The sequence below is a fragment of the Nocardioides sp. W7 genome (assembly GCF_022919075.1).
Lineage (GTDB): Bacteria > Actinomycetota > Actinomycetes > Propionibacteriales > Nocardioidaceae > Nocardioides.
This window is the reverse complement of the sequence record NZ_CP095078.1, coordinates 4020190-4040436: the sequence shown is the minus strand read 5'-3', so window position 1 is coordinate 4040436 and position 20247 is coordinate 4020190. Positions and strand designations below refer to the sequence as shown.

The window sequence follows — 20247 nt, the reverse complement described above, 5'->3', positions numbered from 1 at the left end:
AAGTATTCCTAGATGACATATTGCGACATGGCAAGTGGTCGATGCCGTGCGCCGCCTGGCGAGGGGAAGAAACGGGATGCAGCACGTGCGTGCGACGTACATCGACGGGCGGTGGGGCGAGGGCTCCGGTCCGGAGCTCGAGGTCGGCAGCGCCGCTGACGGGAGCGTGCTGGCCCGCTTCCGCGGAGCCGGAGCGGACGACGTGGAGCGGGCCTGTGCCGCCGCCGACGCGGCCTGGCCGGCGTGGGCCGCCACGAGCGTGGCCGACCGCGTCGACCTGCTGCGCCGCACCGCCGACCTGGTGGCCAAGCGCGCCGACGAGCTGGGCTCCGTGGCGGCCCAGGAGGTCGGCACCCCGGTCCGGCTGGCCAGCACCGTGCACGGGCACCTGGTCGCCGCCACGGTCCGGGACGTCGCCACGACGCTCGAGGCCTACGCGTTCGAGGAGCGGATCGGCAACTCGCTGATCCTCCGTGAGCCGATCGGCGTCGCCGCCGCCATCACCGCGTGGAACTACCCGCTCTACCAGCTCGCGACCAAGCTCGTCCCGGCGCTCGCCGCCGGGTGCACGGTGGTGCTCAAGCCCTCGGAGGTCGCGCCGTTGACGACGATCGCCTTCTTCGAGGTGCTCGCCGAGGCCGGTCTCCCGGCCGGCGTCGCGAACCTCGTCGTCGGCACCGGCGCGGAGGCCGGCGAGGCGCTGGTGACCGATCCCCGGGTCGGCATCGTCAGCTTCACCGGGTCGACGCAGACCGGTGCGCGGATCGCCGAGCTGGCCGCGCCGGGCATCACCCGGGTGACCCTCGAGCTCGGCGGCAAGTCCGCGAGCGTCGTCCTCGACGACGCGGACCTCGCCCAAGCCGTGCCCGCCTCGCTCCGGGGCTGCCTGATGAACAACGGCCAGACCTGCGCCGCCCTCACCCGGCTGATCGTCCCGCGCTCCCGGCTGACCGAGGTCGAGCAGCTCCTGGCCGAGGCCGTCGCCCAGCTCGTGACCGGCGACCCCCGCGACGACGCCACGGACGTGGGTCCGGTCGCGTCGGCGGTCCAACGGGAGCGGGTGCTGGGCCATGTCCGGGGCGCCCTCGCCGAGGGAGCGGTGCTGATCGCCGGCGGACCCGACCCCGTGGCGGAGGCACCGGCCGGCGGCCACTACGTGCGGCCCACGGTCCTGCGCGTCGAGCCGCACCTGCGGATCGCCCGCGAGGAGGTCTTCGGACCCGTTCTCTGCGTGATCCCGGTCGACTCCGAGGAGGAGGCCGTCGCCGTGGCCAACGGCACCGACTACGGGCTGTCCGGCGCTGTGTGGTCGGGCGACCCCGACCGAGCGCTGGCCGTGGCCCGCCGGCTGCGGACCGGCCAGGTCGCCGTCAACGGCGGCCCGTTCAACATCTCCGCGCCGTTCGGCGGCTACCAGCGCTCCGGCTACGGGCGCGAGGGCGGCCGGTTCGGCCTGGAGGAGTACTTCGAGATCAAGGCGGTTCAGCTGTGACGACCTACCCGACCACCGACCCCGGGGCCTTCGTGGCCGCGGCCACCCCCGGCGCGACCCGCACCCGGGTCCGGGCTGCGGTGCTGGCCGCGGCCACGGGGCAGCTCGAGTTCCTCGAGCTCGAGCTCGACGACTGGCTGGCCCCCGACGAGGTGCGCGTGCGGGTCGAGGCCTGCGGGCTGTGCCACTCCGACCTGCACATGATCGACGGCGAGCTCCCGACGGCGATGCCGACCGTGCCCGGCCACGAGATCGCGGGCACCGTCGAGGCAGTCGGGTCGGCGGTCGCCGACCTGGCGGCCGGGGACCGGGTGGTCGCCTGCCTGTCGATGTTCTGCGGCACCTGCGGGGAGTGCCGCTCCGGGCGCACGTTCCTCTGCGACCGCCGCAACGACCTGGGCCGGGCCGAGCGCCCGGTCCCGCGGCTGCTGCGCGACGGCCAGCCCGTGGGTCAGGTCGCCGGGCTCGGCGGCCTGATCGAGCGGACGGTGCTGCACCGCAACTCGGTGGTGCGGGTCGCGGCCGACGTACCTGTCGACCGGGCGGCTCTGCTCGGCTGCGCGGTCCTCACCGGCGTCGGCTCGGCGCTCAACGGGGCCGGGGTCCGACCGGGGGACAGCGTCGCGGTCATCGGCTGCGGCGGAGTCGGCCTGAACATCGTCCAGGGGGCCCGGCTGGCCGGTGCCACGCGCATCGTGGCGGTCGACCTCGGCGCCGAGAAGCTCGAGCTGGCCCGCCGGTTCGGTGCCACCGACGTCGTCGACGCCGGTGCGGTCGACGCGGTCGCAGCTGTCCAGGAGCTCACCGGCGGTGTCGACCACGCCTTCGACGTGGTGGGGCGCCAGGCCACGGTCACGCAGGCGGTGGGCATGATCCGGGCCGGCCGGACGGCGTACGTCGTCGGCATCCCGCCGGTCGGCGAGCAGCTGGTGCTGCCCGGGCTGTCGCTCGTCACCTCCGCCAAGGGCGTGCGCGGGCTGCTGATGGGGGCCAACCACTTCCCGCGCGACATCCCGGTGCTGGCGGACCTCTACCTGCAGGGCCGGCTGGAGCTCGATGCCCTGGTGTCCGAGCGGATCCCGCTCGACGAGGCGAACGCCGGGTTCGAGCAGATGCGTCGAGGCCAGGCGGCGCGGGTGGTCGTCACCTTCGCCTGACATCGCACTGCGACAGTCCTTCTTCGCACATTTTCTTGCCCAGGTTTCGTTGGGCAGGACTGGACCAGACAACTCCACCGACGCCTGTTTGGCTCGCGCGCACCGGGTCCCTGACCCAGGCCACACCCCTCGAGAGGAACACATCAATGCTGCTGCCCACCCGGATCGTCCGTCCCACCCTCGCCACCGCGGCCGTGCTCGCGCTGACGGTCGGTTGCGGTGCGTCCGGTGACGACAAGGACTCGAGCAAGCCCGCGCCCGGCGCAGCGGCGAGCTACGAGACCGGACTGGTCAACATCCCCGAGGCGGGCGAGCCCGTCGACGGTGGGACGCTCACCTTCGCGGCGTTCTCGGAGCCGGCGCTCCTCGACCCGGCGGAGACGATCGTGGCCGGTTCGACCGGCGGCCTGGAGATGGCGGCGATCTACGACGTCCTGCTGCGCTGGGACAGCGCGTCCAACAAGGTCGTGCCGCAGCTCGCGGAGTCGATGCAGGCCAACGACGACGCCACCGAGTGGACGCTCACGCTGCGCGAGGGCGTCAGCTTCTCCGACGGCACCCCGCTGGACGCGGCGGCGGTCAAGTGGAGCCTGGAGCGCTACGTCGAGAAGGGCGCGGACGAGGCGATGCTCTGGTCGAGCAACGTCACCGCCGTCAAGACCCCCGACGAGCGCACCGTGGTCTTCGAGCTGGCCAAGCCGTGGACGAGCTTCGACTACATGCTGACCACCGGTCCGGGCATGGTCGTGGCGAAGGCGTCCGACGCCGGGGGCGCGTTCACCCCGATCGGTGCGGGCGCGTTCACCCTCGCCGAGCAGCGGCCCCAGGAGGAGATCGTCCTGAAGGCGAACGCCGACTACTGGGAAGGTCGCCCCCACCTCGACGAGGTGCACGTGAAGTTCCTCAACGACCCGACCGCGTCGATGGACTCGCTGGAGTCCGACGCCGTCGACGCGGCGTTCCTGCGCGACGCCGACCTGGTCGACGAGCTCGTCGAGAAGAAGAGCCCCGGCTTCCTCAACCTGGTCTCGCTCGGCAACGTGGCCGTCATCAACGCGACCGAGGGCCGCCCGGGCGCCGACCCGCGGGTGCGCCAGGCGATGCACCTCGCCATCGACCCCGCCCTGGTCGCCAAGCGGGCCTTCGACGGCGCCGGGATCGCCAGCAACGCCGTGTTCCCCGAGCCGTCGCAGTGGGCGAGCGACGTCAAGCCGCTCCCCACCGACCCCAAGCGCGCCAAGGAGCTGCTGGAGGAGGCCAAGGCCGACGGCTTCGACGGCAAGCTGACCTACCTCGACGCCTCCGACCCGGCCTCGCGCGCCACGGCCCTGACGGTGAAGGCCTCGCTCGAGGCGGTCGGGTTCGAGGTCGAGACCGACCTGGTCCGCGACGTCCAGAGCCAGATCGCCAAGGTCGCGGTCGAGCAGAACTACGACGTCGCCGGCTGGGGCATCAGCTGGCGCGAGGCCGGTCCGTACGGCCGGATGTTCGCCACCCTGCACAGCGAGGGCAACCTGTCGGTCGGGATGCACACCGGACCCGAGATGGACGCGCTCTTCGACGAGTTCCAGGCCGCCGCCACCGAGGACGAGCAGCGCGACGTGATGTCGCGCATCCAGGAGCAGTGGAACGTCGACGTCCCGGCCCTGGTCTACGGCCCGACCACCGAGCTGCTCGCGTGGAACGACGACGTGCACGGGGTGGTCGACTCCACGAACACCCTGGTCCTGCTCGACGACGCGTGGGTGGAAGGCTCGTGAGCACCAGCACCACCGAGACCACCCCGGCCGGCGCTCCGGCGCCGGCCGGGGTGCCGGCCCGACGGCGCCGCCGTCGCGCCGGGGGACGCGTCCGCGGCCTCCTGGTCCGCCTCGCGGAGCTGGTCGCGGTCCTGCTGGTCGTCAGCTTCGGCACCTTCGCGCTGGTGTCCCTGATGGACACCGACCCCTCGGTCACCATCCTCGGCGAGGGCCACGAGCCGGAGGAGTACGCGCAGGTCCGTGAGGACCTCGGTCTCAACGACCCCCTGCTGGTCCGGTACGCCGACTGGCTCGGCTCGGCCGTCCAGGGCGACCTCGGCACCTCCGTGGTGCCGCCGTACCACGACGTGGCCGACCGGATCGCCTCCGCGTTGCCGGTCAGCGTCGAGATCGCCGTGCTCGGCATGGCGATGGCGCTGCTGTTCAGCATCCCGCTGGCCATGTGGTCGGCGTACCACGCCGGCGGTCGGGTGGACCGGATCGTCAGCGCCGGCACCTTCGGGGTGCTGTCGGTCCCGAGCTTCCTCGCCGGCCTGCTGGTGATCATGGTCTTCGCCAACGGCCTCGGCTGGTTCCCGCGGGCGGAGTGGGCGCGGATGTCGGAGGGGATCGGCCAGAACCTCTACCACGCGTTCCTGCCGGCACTGACGATCGCGCTCGCCGAGACGGCGATGTTCACCCGCATCCTGCGCAACGACCTGATCAGCACGCTGCAGGAGGACTTCATCCTCGCCGCGAAGGCCAAGGGCATGGGCACGGTCCACGTCCTGGTGAGCGACGCCCTGCGGCCCTCCTCGTTCTCGATGATCACCCTGATGGGCATCAGCCTCGGCCGGCTCATCGGCAGCACCGTGATCGTGGAGTACCTCTTCGCCCTCCCCGGGATGGGCACGCTGGTGATCGGCGCCTCCAACACCGGCGACTACGTCACGGTCCAGGGCGCGGTGCTGCTCATCGCGGTCATCTACGTCGTCACCAATGCCCTGATCGATCTCTCCTACGGATATCTGGACCCCCGGGTCAGGAGGTCTCATGTCTGAGCGCACTGTCCCCACCGTCGACCTTCCGCCCGACCCGGTGGCCGCGACGCCGCCCGCCGTCGACGCTGCGCCGGGCGGGTCAGCTCGCCCGCGCCCGTGGCGCGGGATCGTGCTGACGCTCGCCGGCCTCGCCGGCCTGGTCGCCGTCCTCGTCGGCCTGCGCGAGACCGGCTGGACCCAGGCGGGGGCGGCCCTCGCGGCCCTCGTGGTCCTCTACCTGGGCGCGGCGGAGCTGGGCCGGTACCGGTTCGGCCCGGCCTTCGACCTGACCCTGTGGCTGTGTTCGATCTGGCTGGTGCTGCTCGTCGGGTCGGCGATCTTCGCGCCGCTGCTGCCGCTGGGCGAGCACGAGGACATCGCCACCACCATGCTCGACCCGACGCTCGCGCGGCCGGACCTGCTCAGCGACTACCCGCTCGGCACCAACAACTTCGGCCTCGACCTGCTCGCGCGGATCGTGTACGGCGCCCGCGCCTCGCTGGTCGTCTCGATCGGGGCGGTGCTGATCGGCATGGTCGTCGGCGGCACCATCGGCATCCTGGCCGGCTACTTCCGCCGGTCCACCGACCGCATCGTCGGCGTCTTCACGAACTCGCTGCTCGCCGTCCCGCCGCTCATCCTGCTGATCGCGCTCGCCACGGTCATGGAGCCCACGCTGCGCAACATCGCGCTGGCGCTCTCGCTGCTCGCGCTGCCGAGCATGATCCGGATGGCGCGCGCGAGCACCATGGCCTTCGCCCAGCGCGAGTTCGTGCTGGCCGGCAAGGCGATGGGCGCCTCCTCCATCCGGATCATGTTCCGCGAGCTGCTGCCCAACGTGCTGCTGCCGCTGGCGTCGTACGGCATGGTCATCATCTCGGTGCTGATCGTGGCGGAGGCGTCGCTGAGCTTCCTCGGCCTCGGCATCCAGGCGCCGTCGCCTTCCTGGGGCAACATGATCGCCGAGGGTGAGGGCCGGGTCTTCGAGGAGCACCCGCACATCGTCCTGGTCCCCGGCACCGTGCTGTTCCTGACCGTGTTCGCTTTCAACGCGCTCGGCGAGAAGGCGCGCAAGCGCTTCGACCCGCGCTCGGCGAAGCTCTAGGAGCTGACATGACCGACACCTCCCTCCGCCTCGAGGAGCGTCCGGCCCCCGCGGGGTCGCCGCTGCTCGTGGTCGACGACCTGCGCACGGTGATCCGCACCGGTCGCGGCGACCTCAACGCCGTCGACGGCGTCTCCCTCACCCTCGCCCCCGGCGAGGCCCTCGGCGTCGTCGGTGAGTCCGGCTCCGGCAAGTCGGTGCTGGGCCGCACGATCATGGGCCTGCACACCACCGGTCCCACGATGACCGTCACCGGCTCGGTGCACTTCGACGGCCGCGACATCCAGCAGCTGCCGGCCCGGGGCCTGCGTGAGCTCTGGGGCGCCTCGATCGGGATGGTCTTCCAGGACCCGATGACCGCCCTCAACCCGGTCAAGAAGATCGGCACCCACCTCACGGAGAGCCTGCGCAAGCACCGTGGGCTGAACCGTGGTGAGGCCCGGACCCGGGCGCTGGAGCTGCTCGCGCTGGTCGGCATCCCCGACCCGGCGCGGCGCATCGACCAGTACCCCCACGAGATGTCGGGCGGCATGCGCCAGCGCGTCGTCATCGCGATGGCGCTGGCCAACGAGCCGAAGCTGCTCATCGCCGACGAGCCCACCACCGCCCTCGACGTGACGGTGCAGCGCCAGATCCTCGACCTGCTCGACCGGCTGCGCCGCGAGCTGGGCATGGCGCTGATCCTGATCAGCCACAACCTCGGGGTGGTCGCCGGCCGCACCGACCGGGTCGCCGTCATGTACGCCGGCCGGGTGGTCGAGACCGCCGAGGCGCGCTCGCTCTTCGACACCCCGCACCACCCCTACACCGAGGCGCTGCTGGCCGCGATCCCGCGCCTGGAGCAGGCGCCGCACCTGCGGCTGGAGGCCATCGACGGCTCCCCGCCGGACATGGTGCGTCCGCCCGCCGGGTGCCGGTTCGCGCCGCGGTGCCGCTACGCACAGGACGACTGCCGCCAGGTGGTGCCCGACCTGTGGCCCGCCGACGAGGTCGCGCTCGGCCTCGAGGGCGCCCAGCCGGGCCGGCACCTGCACGCGTGCTACCACCCCGTCAACCGACTTGGAGAGATCTGATGGCCGGCTCCGGCAGCATCCACCTGCGTCCGCCCGAGGACCGCGTGCTCAGCGTCGACGAGCTCGTCGTGGAGTTCCCGGCGAAGGGCGGGCACACGGTGCACGCCGTCTCGGGGATCAGCTTCGACCTCGTCGACGGCGAGACCCTGGGGATCCTGGGGGAGTCCGGCTGCGGCAAGTCCAGCGCGGGCCGCGCGGTCATGCAGCTCCCGCCGCCGACCAGCGGCGAGGTGCGGCTGGGCGGTGACACCCTGACCGAGAGCTCCGGCAACCAGCTGCGGAAGCGGCGCGCCCGGATGCAGATGATCTTCCAGGACCCGGTCTCCTCGCTGAACCCCCGGCGCAAGGTGAAGGACCTGGTCGCCGAGGGCCCGCGCATCTGGGGCCGCAAGGTGGAGGACGCCCAGATCCGGGAGGTGCTCACCGCGGTCGGCCTCAACCCGGACGTGGTCTGGGACCGCCGGCCGCACGAGCTGTCGGGTGGCCAGTGCCAGCGGGTGTGCATCGCCCGGGCGCTGATGCTCGACCCGCAGGTGCTCATCTGCGACGAGCCGGTCTCGAGCCTCGACGTCTCGGTCCAGGCCCAGATCCTCAACCTGCTCGAGGAGACCAAGGAGCGCTACCGGCTCAGCATGGTCTTCATCGCCCACGACCTGGCCGTGGTGAAGAACATCAGCGACCGGATCATGGTCATGTACCTCGGCAAGGTCTGCGAGATCATCCCCTCCGGCCGGCTCGCCCTGCACGCGCGGCACCCCTACACCCAGCTGCTCCTCGACTCGGTGCCGGAGGCGCACCTGCCGGGCGCGACCACCGACGCCGAGGGGGTGGCCGACAAGACCCGCTCGGCGGAGCTGCCCTCGCCGCTCGACCCGCCCAGCGGGTGCCGGTTCCGCACGCGGTGCCCGCTCGCCACCGAGGTGTGCGCCGCGGAGGAGCCGAAGCTGCAGGAGGCCGGACCGGGGCACTTCCTGGCCTGCCACCACGCCGACCTCGCCGCCACCCTCGGAACCCAGGAGACCCTCGCCTCGTGACGAGCACCCACACCGCAACGCACCAGCCCGTCCCGGACGGGGACGCGCCCGCGACCCTCGCCGGCATCGTCCGCGCCCGGGTCGGCGACCAGAAGGTCGGCCTGCGTACGGAAGAGCAGCAGTGGACCTGGGATGAGGTGGTCCGCGAGAGCGCCACCCGGGCCGCGGCCCTGGCCGACCTGGCGCCGCGCCCCGACGGCCGTCAGGTGCACGTCGGCGTGCTCCTCGACAACGTTCCGGACTTCGTGTTCTGGATCGGCGCCTGCGGTCTCGCCGGCGCCGTGGTCGTCGGCATCAACTCCAGCCGCAGTGGTCCCGAGATCGCCCACGACGTCCGGCATGCCGACGTCGACGTCATCGTCACCGAGCCGCGGTGGGCGCACCTGGTCCGTGGCCAGGACCACGGTGTGCCGGAGGAGCGGGTCCTCGAGCTCGAGACCGCGGCGTACGACGAGCTGCTCGCCGCGCACCGCGGCGCCGCGCTGCCGGACACCGAGGTCTCCCCGGAGGACATCGCGCTGCTGCTGTTCAGCAGCGGCTCGACCGGCAGTCCGAAGGCGGTCGTGGTGGGGCAGGGCCGGCTGGCCCGGCTGACCGCGGCGGTGACCGGTCGGATCGAGCTGGACCGCGACTCGGTGACCTACCTGTGCATGCCGCTGTTCCACGGCAACGCCGTGATGATGAACCTCGTCCCGGCGATGGCCACCGGCGCCACCGTCGGCCTCGTGCGGAAGTTCTCCGCGAGCCGGTTCAGCGAGGACGTGCACCGCTTCGGGGCGACCTACGTCAACTACGTCGGCCGCGCGCTGTCGTACGTGCTGAGTCGCCCGGAGGACCCGCGGGACCGGACCGGCACCCTGCGGCTGGCGTACGGCACCGAGGCCTCCGAGGCCGACATCGCCCGCTTCGGTGAGCGGTTCGGGTGCCGGGTCCAGGAGGGGTACGGCCTGAGCGAGGGCGTCTTCCGCATCAACCGGACCCCGGACACCCCGCCGGGCTCGCTGGGCAAGGCGGCGGGCGAGGCGGACGTCCGGATCTTCGACGAGGAGACCGGCGAGGAGTGCCCGCGCGCCGAGCTCGACGCCTCCGGCCGGCTGCTCAACCCCGAGGCGGTCGGGCAGATCGTCGCGGTCGGTCTCGCCCACACCTTCGAGGGCTACTACAAGAACCCCGAGGCGTACGCCGAGCGGGTCCGGGGCGACGACTTCTGGTCCGGCGACCTGGCCTACCGCGACGCCGACGGCTGGTTCTGGTTCGCCGGCCGGTCCTCGGACTGGCTGCGGGTCGACTCCGAGAACTTCGCGGCGGCCCAGGTCGAGCGCGTCCTCCAGCGCTGCCCCGGGGTCGCCTCCGCGCCGGTCTTCGCGGTCGCGGACCCGGTCACCGGCGACCGGGTCATGTGCGCGGTCGAGATGGAGGAGGGGCGGCCCTTCGACGCCGCCGCGTTCGGTGCCTTCCTGGCCGAGCAGGCGGACATGGGCACCAAGTGGTGGCCGTCCTTCGTCCGGGTCGTCGACGCCGTGCCGCTGACCGGCTCGGGCAAGGTCAGCAAGGCACCGCTGCGTCGTACGGCCTGGCGCACCTCGGACCCGGTCCACGTCCGCGTCGGCCGCACGCCGGAGTACGTGCCGCTCGACGAGGCCGGACGCGCGGCGATCGAGGCGGAGTTCCTGGCCCACGGCCGCGCCGCCCACCTGCCCGCCGCGGACTGAGCGTCCGCTGGCGGCGGCCCGCGGGGCGTGCTGCGGATTCATCACGGTATGCAGCCGAGCTGACAGTCCCCATGGCGTACCCACCGTGGGCAGTGCGAGCTCACCTGCATACCGTGATGAACCTGAGGCTGTTGTGGCCGGCCGCGGAGCCAGCTCAGCTCACCGCGGCCGGGCGCACCCGCCCGACACCAGCCGCCGGTCGGCCAAGGCGAATCAGGCCTTGTGCGAGCGCAGCTCTTCGGAGGACCGGCGCTCGGAGGTCTGCTGCTTCGCGGAGCGCTTGCGCTTGCTGAACGCCTCGTCGAGCTCGGCGAGCATCTGGTCGGCCCGGTCCCGCTCGTCGGCGTAGTAGCGCTCCGACCAGCGCAGCACCATCTCGGGGAACGCCCACCCCGGCTCCTGGCGCGCACCCTCGGCGTCCACCTCCGCGCGGACCCGCATCTTCTCGGTCTGCGCACGGTGCTCCTCGAGCATCGAGCGCAGCAACGCCGGGTCGCTGGCGTGGCCCAGCCACATCCGCAGCATCACCCCGTGCTTGAGCACGACCGGTTCGACCGGTGCCTCGGCGGCCCAGCGGGCCACAGCGCGCTCTCCGGCCGGGGTGATCTGGTAAAGCCGCTTGCCGCGCACGTCGTCCTTGTTGACCACCCGCGAGATGGCGAAGCCGAAGTCCTCGAGCTTGCGCAGCTCGCCGTAGATCTGGCTGTACGACGGGGACCAGTAGAAGAACCGCAGGCTCCAGTCGGACCACTTCTTCAGGTCGTAGCCGGAGAGCTCCTCGCCGAACGACAACATGCCGAGGACGGCCCAGCTGGTCGGACGCAGATCGGGAAGAGGGGCCTCCGGGGCGTCGCTCGTCATGCCTCATCCTAACCGGTCGGAGTTCTCGACATGTTTCGGCTCGAAACATTCTCAGTGGTTCGGACACCCCCTTGTTGCCAGACAATATTTCGGTTAGAAATAGTTCTGACTAGAGGAGATGTGGCGTGACACTGCTGGACGACGCTCTCGGCGGCGAGGTGGCGGGGCTGCTCGCGGCCCTCGACGGCGGCTTTCCGCCGGTGCACGAGATGAGCGGGCCCGCGGCGCGGGCCGCCGTGACGGCGCGCGCGGTGCCGGCGACGAACCTGGACGACGTCCGTGCGGCGCAGGACCACCTGGTCCCGGTGCCCGGGGGCGAGATCCGGGTGCGGGTCTACCAGCCGCACGGTCCGGAGCGGGCCCGGCCGACCGTGCTGTTCCTGCACGGTGGTGGCTTCGTCTTCTGCAGCATCGAGAGCCACGACGGGTTCTGCCGCACCCTGGCCCGGGCCGTCGACGCGGTCGTGGTGTCGGTGGACTATCGCCTGGCCCCCGAGCACCCCGCCCCGACGGCCGCCCACGACGCCCTCGCCGCGCTCCACTGGGTGCACGCGGAGGCCGAGCGTCTCGGCGTCGACCCCGGACGGGTCGTGGTCGCCGGCGACAGCGCGGGCGGCAACCTCGCCGCGGTCACGGCTCTGCGGGCGCGCGACGACGACCCGCCGCTGGCCGGCCAGGTCCTGCTCTACCCGGTCATCGAGCCGGACTTCGACTCGGAGAGCTACCGGCGCTACGGCACCGGGCACTTCAACACCCGGGCGGCGATGGAGTGGTACTGGCGCCAGTACCTCGGCGGCGACCCCGCCACCACCCCGCTGCCCGACCCGCCCGAGCACGTCGTACCGTCCCGGGCGGCCAGCCTCGCCGGCCTGCCGCCGGCGGTGGTGGTCACGGCCGGGCGGGACCCGCTGTCCAGCGAGGGGCGTCGGTACGCCGACCTGCTGCGCGAGGCCGGCGTGCCCGTCCGGCACCGGCACTACCCCGACCTGTTCCACGGCTTCGCCACGATCGGCCCGTTCGGGGCGGCGGCATCGGCCCGCGAGCTGCTGTGGCAGGACGTACGACGCCTGCTCGGCGCCACGCGCCCGGGCGCCACCAAGGAGAACCCATGACCAGCACGACCGTCGACGTCCTCGTGGTGGGTGCGGGCTTCTCGGGGCTGTACGCCGTGCACCGGGCGCAGCAGGAGGGCTGGAGCGTCGCCGCGGTGGAGGCGGCACCCGAGGTCGGCGGCACCTGGTGGTGGAACCGCTACCCGGGCGCCCGCTGCGACGTCGAGAGCCTCGACTACTCGTTCTCCTTCGACGAGGAGCTCCAGCGCAGCTGGCGGTGGAGCGAGCGCTACGCCACCCAGCCGGAGATCCTCCGCTACCTCCAGCACGTCGCCGACCGGTTCGACCTGCGCCGGCACTACCGCTTCGACACCCGGGTCGAGAGCGGTCGGTTCGACGACGAGGCGTCGCGCTGGGTGGTCACCACCGCCGCCGGCGAGGAGCTCCGGGCGCGCTACCTGGTGCTGGCGACCGGCAGCCTGTCGGCACCACTGGACCCGGCCATCCCGGGGCTGGACCGGTTCGCGGGCCGGCTGCTGCGCACGTCGAGCTGGCCGCAGGAGCCGGTCGACCTCACCGGTCAGCGGGTCGGCGTCATCGGCACCGGCTCGTCGGGGGTCCAGGCCATCCCCGAGCTCGCCCAGCAGGCGGCGTACCTCACGGTCTTCCAGCGCAGTCCCAACTTCTCGGTCCCGGCCCTCAACCGGCCGCTCTCCGACGAGGAGTGGGAGCAGGCGCAGCGCGACTACGCCGAGCGCCGCCGGATCTCGTGGGCCGGGCCGGCCGGGTCGCCGCACACCAGCCACCCCGAGGACCCGTTCACGCTCACGGAGGAGCAGCGCCGCGAGGTGCTCGCGGACTTCTGGCAGCGAGGCGGCGTGCTCTTCGGCAAGGTCTTCCCGAACCAGTCCATCGACCCGCGGGTCAATGAGCTGGCCCGGGCGTACGCCGAGGAGCGGATCCGCGAGATCGTCCGCGACCCGCGCGTCGCCGACGACCTGGTGCCGACCGACCACCCGATCGGGACCAAGCGGATCTGCACCGACACGCACTACTACGAGACCTTCAACCGCGACGACGTCGAGCTGGTCAACCTGCGCCGCGACCCCATCGAGACCGTCATGCCGTGGGGCGTGAAGACCACCTCGGGCTCCCACGAGCTCGACGTGCTGGTGCTCGCGACCGGCTTCGACGCGATGACCGGTGCGATGACCCGCATCGACCTGGTCGGGCCGCGCGGCGACCGGATCACCGAGGCCTGGGCCGACGGCCCGGTGACCTATCTCGGCCTCGGCGTGCCGGGCTTCCCGAACCTGTTCAACCTGGCCGGGGTGGGCAGCCCCTCGGTGCTGGCCAACATGGTGCTGGCGGGGGAGCAGCAGGTGAACTGGCTGGTCGACCTGCTCCGGCACTGCGACGAGCAGGGGCACACCCAGGTCGAGGCGCGCGCCGACGCCGCCCGGGCGTGGACCGCCCACGTCGACGAGGTCGCGTCCCGCACGCTCTTCGTGCAGGCGAGGTCCTGGTACATGGGGGCCAACGTCGAGGGCAAGCCGCGCGGGTTCATGCCCTATCTCGGCGGGTTCGCGGCGTACGGCCGGCTCTGCGACGACGCACGCGACGGGGGGTACGCCGGGTTCGTGCTCTCCTCCTGAGCGCCGGCGTCGCCGCGGTGGGAGCGCCGACGGCACCACCACCACGGAGGGGCACGCTAATTTCGCAGGATGAGAACTCCTGGCCACACCGTCGACGCGTTTGCTTTGATCCGGACATGATCGAGCACCGCGGCTTCCGCACGCTCGGCGAGCTGTGCGAGGTCCGCGCCGGCACCCACGCCGACCGGGTGGCCGTGCGCGACGACGCGAGCACGCTCACCTACGCCGAGCTCGCCGCCCGGGCGCGGGCCGTGGCACGACTCCTCGGCGAGCGGGGCATCGTGGCGGGGGACCGGGTCGCCGTCCAGGGTCCCAACCGCACCGCGTGGGTCAGCGCGGCGTACGGCGTGCTGATGGCGGGCGCGACCGTGGTGCCGCTCGGCCATCGGGTCCCGGACGCCGAGCGCCAGCGGCTGCTGGCCCAGCTCGACCCGCGTCTGGTGCTCCAGGACGAGTCGGTCGCCCCGTTGCCGGGGGCGATCTCCTTCGCGGAGCTCGAGGCGCTGCCCTCGGAGCCGGCTCCCCTCGGCCTGGAGTGGTGCGACATCGCGACGCCGGCGCTCGTGCTGTCCAGCTCCGGCACGTCCGGCACGGTCAAGGCCGTGCCGATGACCCACGGGCAGCTGCTCCGGGTGTACGACGACGTGCGGGTCGCGCTGGACGCCACCGACGACGACGTGTGGCTCGCGACGGTGCCGCTGACGCACTCGTTCGGCTTCAACGGGATCCTGCTGGTCGCGTTGTTGGCCGGGGCCTCCGTCCGGCTGCTGCCCGACTACGACCCGGGACGGTTGACGCGGCTGCTGCGCGAGGAGCGGATCACCGTGCTCGCCGGGCCGCCCACGATCTACCACGACCTGGCCGGCCTGGACCCGGGCGCTGCGGCGCTGAACACCCGCCTCGGGATCGTCGGGAGCACCGAGGTGTCCGCTCCGGACATCGCGCGGCTCGCGGAGCAGCTCGGCATCCCGCGGGTCGTGGCCGGCTACGGCATGACGGAGACCTCCGGGACCGTCGCGCTCGGCGAGGTGCCGTCCGCACCGGACGGCCCGCTGCCGTGGATGGTGCCGCTGCCGGGCACCGAGGTGCGCGTCTGCGACGAGTTCGACCACCCGGTCGCCGCTGGCGTGCGCGGCCGGGTCCAGGTCCGCGGCCACCACGTCTGCCGTCCGTACGCCGACGCCCCGGACCTGCGGCCCGGAGGCTGGTTCGACACCGGCGACCTGGGGGAGCTGGACGACACGGGACGGCTCGCCGTCGCGGGCCGCGTCAACGACACGATCATCGTCTCCGGCTTCAATGTCGACCCCCGCGAGGTCGAGGCCGTGCTGCGGGAGCACTCCCGGGTCGCCGACGCCGCCGTGGTCGGGGTGCACGACCCGCGCTCGGGCCAGCGGCTCCTGGCCTGCGTGATCCCGACGGGCGACCCGCCCCGGAGTGCGGACCTGGCCGCGCACGTCCGGGCCCGGCTCACGCCGTACAAGGTGCCGGGCGACTACGTCGTGCTCGACGAGCTGCCGCGGACCCGCACCGGCAAGCTGTCCCGCGCCGCCCTGCGCCAGATGGTCGAGGAGAGGCCGGTGGGCACCACGTGCGGCTGACCCGCCCTGACGAGGAGATCCAAATGAGTCCCACCACCCGCCGTACCGCCCTGGTCACCGGAGCGAGCCGGGGGATCGGCCGGCAGACCGCGCTGGCCCTGGCCCGGGCCGGCTTCGACGTCGCATTCACGGCGCGCACGGTCCACGAGGGCGAGGGCACGGTCCCGCCGCGCACCCAGCGCGAGGGCGACCGGGCGATCCCGGTCCCCGGCAGCCTGGACCGCACCGCCGCCGAGGTCCGGGAGTACGGCGTGCGCGCGCTGCCCGTCCCGATGGACCTGACCGACCTCGCGAGCGTCCGCGCCGCCGCCCGCACCGTGCTCGAGGACTGGGGCCGGGTCGACGTGCTCGTCAACAACGCGGTGCTGCACCTGCCGCACGCCCGGGTCCTGGAGCTCGAGCTCGACACCTTCGCCCGCAGCCTGGAGGCCAATGTCCTGCACCAGCTCGCGCTGGTTCAGGAGGTGCTGCCGCACATGGTCGAGAACGGCGGCGGCACCATCGTCGACCTGTGGTCCGGCTCGATCGTCAACGACCCGCCGGCGCCTCCGGGCGAGGGCGGCTGGGGCCTGAACTACTCCGCCGCCAAGGCGGCGTTCGGCCGGATCGCCGGGTCGGTGAACGCCGAGTACGCCGCAGCCGGCGTACGCGCGTTCAACGTCGACCCCGGCTTCGTGGTCACCGAGGCCGCCGCCGCTCGCGGTGGCACCGAGCAGATCGCCGCGCACGGTGTCCCGACCGTGGCCGACGACGCCGCCGGCCGGGCGATCGTGTGGCTCGCCACCGATCCCGACGCGCACCGTCACCTCGGGACGGTGGTCCGGGCCGGGCGACTGGTGAGCGAGCTGGGACTCGCCTGACCCGCGGGTCCGGTCCCGCAGGGTGGGAACGCAGGTGACCCGGGTCACAGGTCCGGCCAGGGTGTCGCCATGGTCCTCCACATCGCAGATCTCGTCGAGCACGCCGTGGACGTGGTCCCCGACCGCACCGCCGTCGTCCTGGGTGACACGCGGCTGACGTACGCCGACCTCGAGGCCCGGGCCAACGCCTTCGCCCACCACCTGCAGGACACCGGGGTCGGTGCCGGCGACCGGGTCGGTCTGCTGGCGCGCAACGTGCCCGAGCACGTCGTGGCCATGCTGGCCGTCTTCAAGGTGCGCGGGACGCCGATCAACCTCAACTACCGCTACGTGGAGGCCGAGCTCGACCACGTGCTGGGCGACGCCGGCGTCACCGCGCTGGTCCACGAGCGCCAGTTCTCCGGCGCGCTCGGCGATCTCGTCGGGCGGCACGGGATCGAGGCGGTGACGGTCATCGAGGACGGATCCACGGTGCAGCCGGCCCACCCGGCCGTCACCTGGGAGGACGCCGTCGCCGGCCGCTCCGTCGAGCGCGACTTCGCCCAGCGCAGCGCCGACGACCTCTTCATCGTCTACACCGGCGGCACCACCGGCTACCCGAAGGGCGTGATGTGGCGCCACGAGGACATCTGGCGCACGCTCGGCGGGGGCATCGACTTCGTCACCTACCTGCCCATCGAGGAGTACGACCAGTCGCGGGCGGCCCGGACGTCCGAGCCGATCGTCGCGGTCCAGCTCGGCCCGATCATGCACGCGAACGGGCAGTGGGGGATGCTGCTGCGCCTGTTCGGCGGCAACACCCTGGTGATGTTCCCGAGCTTCGATCCGGTGCAGATCTGGCAGGCGGTCGAGGCCGAGCGCGCGACCGGGATCTCCGTGATCGGCGACGCGATGGCCCGGCCGCTGATCGAGGAGTTCGAGCGGGCCCTCGCCGCCGGGACGCCGTACGACGCGAGCTCGCTGCGGACCGTCAACAGTGCGGCGGCGATCTTCTCGGCCGAGGTCAAGGGGCGCTGGCTCGACGCTTTCCCCGACGTGATGCTCACCGACATCATCGGCGCCTCGGAGACGGGGTTCACGGGCAACGGGCGGATCGATCGCGACAACCTCGCCGACAAGGGCAGCGTCGTGCGGATCGGCCCCGAGACCGTGGTCCTCGACGAGGACCACCGGCTGATGGATGTCGACGGCGAGGTCGGCAGCGTGGGCCTGATGGCGCGCCGCGGCAGCATCCCGCTCGGGTACCTCAACGACCCGGAGAAGACCGCGCGGACCTTCGTGACCGTCGACGGGGTGCGGTACGCCGTTCCCGGCGACTGGGTGCAGATCGAGCCGGACCGCCGGCTCACGCTGCTCGGCCGCGGCTCCAGCTGCATCAACACCGGGGGCGAGAAGGTCTACCCCGAGGAGGTCGAGGTCGCGCTCAAGTCCCACCCCGCCGTCTTCGACGCGTTGGTCCTCGGGCTGCCCGACCCGCGCTACGGGCAGCAGGTCGCCGCCCTCCTCGAGCCGCGCCCCGGCGTCGAGCTCGACGTCGACGACGTCCTGGCCCACCTGAGGACCCGGATCTCGGGCTACAAGGTGCCCCGGACCGTCCGGGTGGTGGGCCAGATGCCCCGCCACGTCACCGGCAAGGCCGACTACCGGAGCGCGCGGGAGCTGATCGACCCGAGCGAGGACCTGGCGGCGGCGGCGGGCGGGAGCTCTCGATGACCGACTTCGTGCTGGTCGAACGTCCGGTCCCGGAGGTCGCCGTGGTCACCCTGAACCGGCCGGAGCGGATGAACGCCATGGCGTTCGACGTGATGGTCCCGTTCCGGGACACCCTGGTCGAGCTGGGTCACGACAACACGATCCGGGCGATCGTGCTGACCGGTGCCGGGCGCGGCTTCTGCTCCGGCGCGGACCAGGAGTCGGCCGGCCGACCGCCGCACGTCGATGGACTCACGCGGCCGACGTACGCGCTGCGCTCGCTGGAGCTGCTGGAGGACGTCGTCCTCACCATCCGGCGGTTGCACCAGCCGGTGATCGCCGCCGTCAACGGCGCCGCGATCGGCGGCGGGCTCTGCCTGGCGCTGGCCTGCGACCTCCGGGTGGCCTCGCAGGACGCCTACTTCCGCGCCGCCGGCATCAACAACGGGCTCACCGCGAGCGAGCTCGGGCTGAGCTACCTGCTGCCCCGGGCGGTGGGGGCCACGCACGCCGCCGACATCATGCTGACCGGCCGCGACGTCGGCGCCGACGAGGCGCACCGGATCGGCCTGGTCTCCCGGCTCGCCGACCCGGTGGTGGACGCCGCGGTGGAGATCGGGCGCGGCATCGGCCGGTTCTCCCAGCCCGGCGTCGAGCTGACGAAGCGCTCCCTGCAGGCCGGGATCGCCGCCTCCTCGCTGCCCGACCACATGACCTCGGAGGGGATCGGCCAGCTGTACCTGAGGCTGCTCACCGACAACTTCGAGGAGGCCACCCGGGCCCGCCGCGAGGGCCGCCCCGCCGTCTTCCGCGACACCCGCGACTGACCCCCGCCGACCCGTCACTTTCTCGGCACTTTTCGCGGCGTGTCGTCGGGTCGTGCCGCGACCGGGCATCGGCGACCGGCACGCACCGACCGGGTGCCGGGACTCCAGGGCCGTGCCCGGACGTCCGCGCTCGCCTGAAGCGGCCCGGAAGAACCCTCCATCGGCATTGGACGAATCGACGCCGCCGGTACATGTACTCGGCGTACGGTCCACCGAGCAAAGGGTAAGAACATGACCTCCTTCGATGACCAGCTCGCCGTCTCGGCGCCGCCGGCTCCCGTCCAGACACCGGCCCTCGAGCGCGAGCTCGCGTCCGTCGTCGCCGAAGCCGAGCGGCAGGCCCGGCACCAGAAGCCGCACCGCCGGGCCAGCCTGATCGTCGGGGGCCTGGCCGCCGCCGGCCTGCTCGGCATCGGCTCGGCGGCCGCAGCGGGGATCCTGCCGTGGTTCGAGGACGCGCCGGCCCGAGACGCGGTCTCCACGTCGACGGGCTCGGAGTGCGAGCTGACCTTCGACGTCAAGGGCATCGAGGATCCCGGCAACCCGGTCGACAGCACCACCCGGGCCCAGGCCCTCGCGGCCGCGGAGGAGTTCCTCAGCAACCTCGACCTGTCGAGCATCGACATCGTCGCCGCCACCGAGGGACTGCCGCCGCGCGCCCTCGTCGACTCCGAGGCCGGCCCGGCCCAGAGCATCGAGGAGTACGAGACCTACGCGGTGATGAGCGTGGTCGAGCAGCGTGTCGAGGCAGACCTTCGGCGCCAGGGTCTTCCCACGGCGGCCGTCAGCGTCATGATGGCGAGCTCGTGCGGCGGCGAGTAGTGGGTGCCCAGCACACCGCCGCGGCCCGAACTGCCCTGCGCGAGGCCTCCAACGACCTTCTGGCCTACTTCGTGCGTCGGGTGCCGTCGCGAGAGGACGCCGCGGACCTGTACGGCGAGACGATGCTGACGGCGTGGAAGCGGATCGACAAGCTTCCCGACGAGCCCGAGCGCCAGCGGATGTGGCTGTTCGTGATCGCGTCCCACACCCTGAGCAACCACCGGCGCACGGCACACCGGCGCCTCGACCTCACCGCCCGTCTTCGCGACCTGATCGCCACCGCCCCGAGCGCTCCGGACCCCGAAGGCGCCTACGCGGTGCGCGACGCGGTGCTGCGCCTGCCCCAGCCGCAACGCGAGCTGGTGATGCTCGTGCACTGGGACGGCTTCACCATCACCGAGGCGGCCGAGCTGGCCGGCGTCAATCCCTCCACCGCCCGCAGCCGGTACGCCGCCGCCCGGGTGGCCCTCCGCGATGCGCTCGTCGACGCGGAGAGCTGAGCCCCGCCGGGCTCGCGTCGGAGCA

Annotated in this window: 17 protein-coding genes; 16 read left to right on the top strand and 1 reads right to left on the bottom strand. The window is 72.7% G+C overall.

The window, feature by feature from the left end:
• Positions 1 to 76 precede the first annotated feature (76 nt).
• From MUB56_RS19105 to MUB56_RS19070, 8 genes are all read left to right on the top strand, one after another.
• Positions 77 to 1492, top strand: coding sequence for an aldehyde dehydrogenase family protein (locus MUB56_RS19105; protein WP_244928594.1), 1416 nt, complete (start codon positions 77 to 79; stop codon positions 1490 to 1492).
• Positions 1489 to 2649, top strand: a complete 1161-nt coding sequence (locus MUB56_RS19100; protein WP_244928593.1) for a Zn-dependent alcohol dehydrogenase — start codon at positions 1489 to 1491, stop codon at positions 2647 to 2649. The genes MUB56_RS19105 and MUB56_RS19100 overlap by 4 nt, the downstream gene beginning before the upstream one ends.
• 146 nt (positions 2650 to 2795) lie before the next feature.
• On the top strand, positions 2796 to 4409 hold the full coding sequence (locus tag MUB56_RS19095; RefSeq protein ID WP_244928592.1) for an ABC transporter substrate-binding protein: 1614 nt from the start codon (positions 2796 to 2798) through the stop codon (positions 4407 to 4409).
• Complete coding sequence (locus MUB56_RS19090) at positions 4406 to 5449, top strand: ABC transporter permease (protein WP_244928591.1); 1044 nt, start codon at positions 4406 to 4408, stop codon at positions 5447 to 5449. The genes MUB56_RS19095 and MUB56_RS19090 overlap by 4 nt, the downstream gene beginning before the upstream one ends.
• Positions 5442 to 6533 carry an ABC transporter permease gene (locus MUB56_RS19085; protein ID WP_244928590.1) on the top strand — a complete coding sequence of 364 codons (1092 nt, stop codon included), beginning with the start codon at positions 5442 to 5444 and terminating at the stop codon, positions 6531 to 6533. Before MUB56_RS19090 ends, MUB56_RS19085 begins: the two co-directional genes overlap by 8 nt.
• An 8-nt stretch (positions 6534 to 6541) precedes the next feature.
• Positions 6542 to 7606 carry an ABC transporter ATP-binding protein gene (locus tag MUB56_RS19080; RefSeq protein WP_244928589.1) on the top strand — a complete coding sequence of 355 codons (1065 nt, stop codon included), beginning with the start codon at positions 6542 to 6544 and terminating at the stop codon, positions 7604 to 7606.
• Positions 7606 to 8640 (top strand): oligopeptide/dipeptide ABC transporter ATP-binding protein, encoded by a 1035-nt coding sequence (locus MUB56_RS19075; protein WP_244928588.1) that lies wholly within the window; start codon positions 7606 to 7608, stop codon positions 8638 to 8640. The genes MUB56_RS19080 and MUB56_RS19075 overlap by 1 nt, the downstream gene beginning before the upstream one ends.
• Positions 8637 to 10352 (top strand): AMP-binding protein, encoded by a 1716-nt coding sequence (locus MUB56_RS19070; protein ID WP_244928587.1) that lies wholly within the window; start codon positions 8637 to 8639, stop codon positions 10350 to 10352. The genes MUB56_RS19075 and MUB56_RS19070 overlap by 4 nt, the downstream gene beginning before the upstream one ends.
• Positions 10353 to 10565: 213 nt before the next feature.
• Here MUB56_RS19070 and MUB56_RS19065 read toward each other — a convergent pair whose 3' ends face one another.
• Entirely contained in the window at positions 10566 to 11213 is a 648-nt protein-coding gene (locus MUB56_RS19065; RefSeq protein WP_244928586.1) for a PadR family transcriptional regulator, read from the bottom strand.
• Between the two features lie 125 nt (positions 11214 to 11338).
• Here MUB56_RS19065 and MUB56_RS19060 point away from each other — a divergent pair, with 125 nt between their 5' ends.
• The 8 genes from MUB56_RS19060 (at position 11339) to MUB56_RS19025 (ending at position 20222) form a co-directional block, all read left to right on the top strand.
• A complete protein-coding gene (locus tag MUB56_RS19060; RefSeq protein ID WP_244928585.1) occupies positions 11339 to 12325 on the top strand; it encodes an alpha/beta hydrolase in 987 nt (328 codons plus the stop codon).
• Positions 12322 to 13920: an NAD(P)/FAD-dependent oxidoreductase gene (locus MUB56_RS19055; RefSeq protein WP_244928584.1), complete on the top strand. Its 1599-nt coding sequence runs from the start codon at positions 12322 to 12324 to the stop codon at positions 13918 to 13920. The genes MUB56_RS19060 and MUB56_RS19055 overlap by 4 nt, the downstream gene beginning before the upstream one ends.
• 116 nt (positions 13921 to 14036) lie before the next feature.
• Positions 14037 to 15521 (top strand): class I adenylate-forming enzyme family protein, encoded by a 1485-nt coding sequence (locus MUB56_RS19050; protein ID WP_244928583.1) that lies wholly within the window; start codon positions 14037 to 14039, stop codon positions 15519 to 15521.
• Between the two features lie 23 nt (positions 15522 to 15544).
• Positions 15545 to 16381 (top strand): SDR family oxidoreductase, encoded by an 837-nt coding sequence (locus tag MUB56_RS19045; RefSeq protein ID WP_244928582.1) that lies wholly within the window; start codon positions 15545 to 15547, stop codon positions 16379 to 16381.
• Between the two features lie 69 nt (positions 16382 to 16450).
• Entirely contained in the window at positions 16451 to 18094 is a 1644-nt protein-coding gene (locus MUB56_RS19040; protein WP_244928581.1) for an acyl-CoA synthetase, read from the top strand.
• On the top strand, positions 18091 to 18900 hold the full coding sequence (locus MUB56_RS19035; RefSeq protein ID WP_244928580.1) for an enoyl-CoA hydratase: 810 nt from the start codon (positions 18091 to 18093) through the stop codon (positions 18898 to 18900). The genes MUB56_RS19040 and MUB56_RS19035 overlap by 4 nt, the downstream gene beginning before the upstream one ends.
• A gap of 231 nt (positions 18901 to 19131) precedes the next feature.
• Positions 19132 to 19722 carry a hypothetical protein gene (locus MUB56_RS19030; protein WP_244928579.1) on the top strand — a complete coding sequence of 197 codons (591 nt, stop codon included), beginning with the start codon at positions 19132 to 19134 and terminating at the stop codon, positions 19720 to 19722.
• Complete coding sequence (locus MUB56_RS19025) at positions 19722 to 20222, top strand: sigma-70 family RNA polymerase sigma factor (RefSeq protein ID WP_244928578.1); 501 nt, start codon at positions 19722 to 19724, stop codon at positions 20220 to 20222. The genes MUB56_RS19030 and MUB56_RS19025 overlap by 1 nt, the downstream gene beginning before the upstream one ends.
• Positions 20223 to 20247 lie beyond the last annotated feature (25 nt).

Excerpts from the sequence above, each read along its gene's own strand:
- MUB56_RS19065 (WP_244928586.1), bottom strand. The coding sequence starts at position 11,213 with ATGACGAGCGACGCCCCGGAGGCCCCTCTTCCCGATCTGCGTCCGACC.
- MUB56_RS19050 (WP_244928583.1), top strand. The coding sequence starts at position 14,037 with ATGATCGAGCACCGCGGCTTCCGCACGCTCGGCGAGCTGTGCGAGGTC.
- MUB56_RS19030 (WP_244928579.1), top strand. The coding sequence starts at position 19,132 with ATGACCTCCTTCGATGACCAGCTCGCCGTCTCGGCGCCGCCGGCTCCC.
- MUB56_RS19045 (WP_244928582.1), top strand. The coding sequence starts at position 15,545 with ATGAGTCCCACCACCCGCCGTACCGCCCTGGTCACCGGAGCGAGCCGG.
- MUB56_RS19055 (WP_244928584.1), top strand. The coding sequence starts at position 12,322 with ATGACCAGCACGACCGTCGACGTCCTCGTGGTGGGTGCGGGCTTCTCG.
- MUB56_RS19075 (WP_244928588.1), top strand. The coding sequence starts at position 7,606 with ATGGCCGGCTCCGGCAGCATCCACCTGCGTCCGCCCGAGGACCGCGTG.
- MUB56_RS19085 (WP_244928590.1), top strand. The coding sequence starts at position 5,442 with ATGTCTGAGCGCACTGTCCCCACCGTCGACCTTCCGCCCGACCCGGTG.
- MUB56_RS19080 (WP_244928589.1), top strand. The coding sequence starts at position 6,542 with ATGACCGACACCTCCCTCCGCCTCGAGGAGCGTCCGGCCCCCGCGGGG.
- MUB56_RS19105 (WP_244928594.1), top strand. The coding sequence starts at position 77 with ATGCAGCACGTGCGTGCGACGTACATCGACGGGCGGTGGGGCGAGGGC.
- MUB56_RS19095 (WP_244928592.1), top strand. The coding sequence starts at position 2,796 with ATGCTGCTGCCCACCCGGATCGTCCGTCCCACCCTCGCCACCGCGGCC.
- MUB56_RS19040 (WP_244928581.1), top strand. The coding sequence starts at position 16,451 with ATGGTCCTCCACATCGCAGATCTCGTCGAGCACGCCGTGGACGTGGTC.
- MUB56_RS19035 (WP_244928580.1), top strand. The coding sequence starts at position 18,091 with ATGACCGACTTCGTGCTGGTCGAACGTCCGGTCCCGGAGGTCGCCGTG.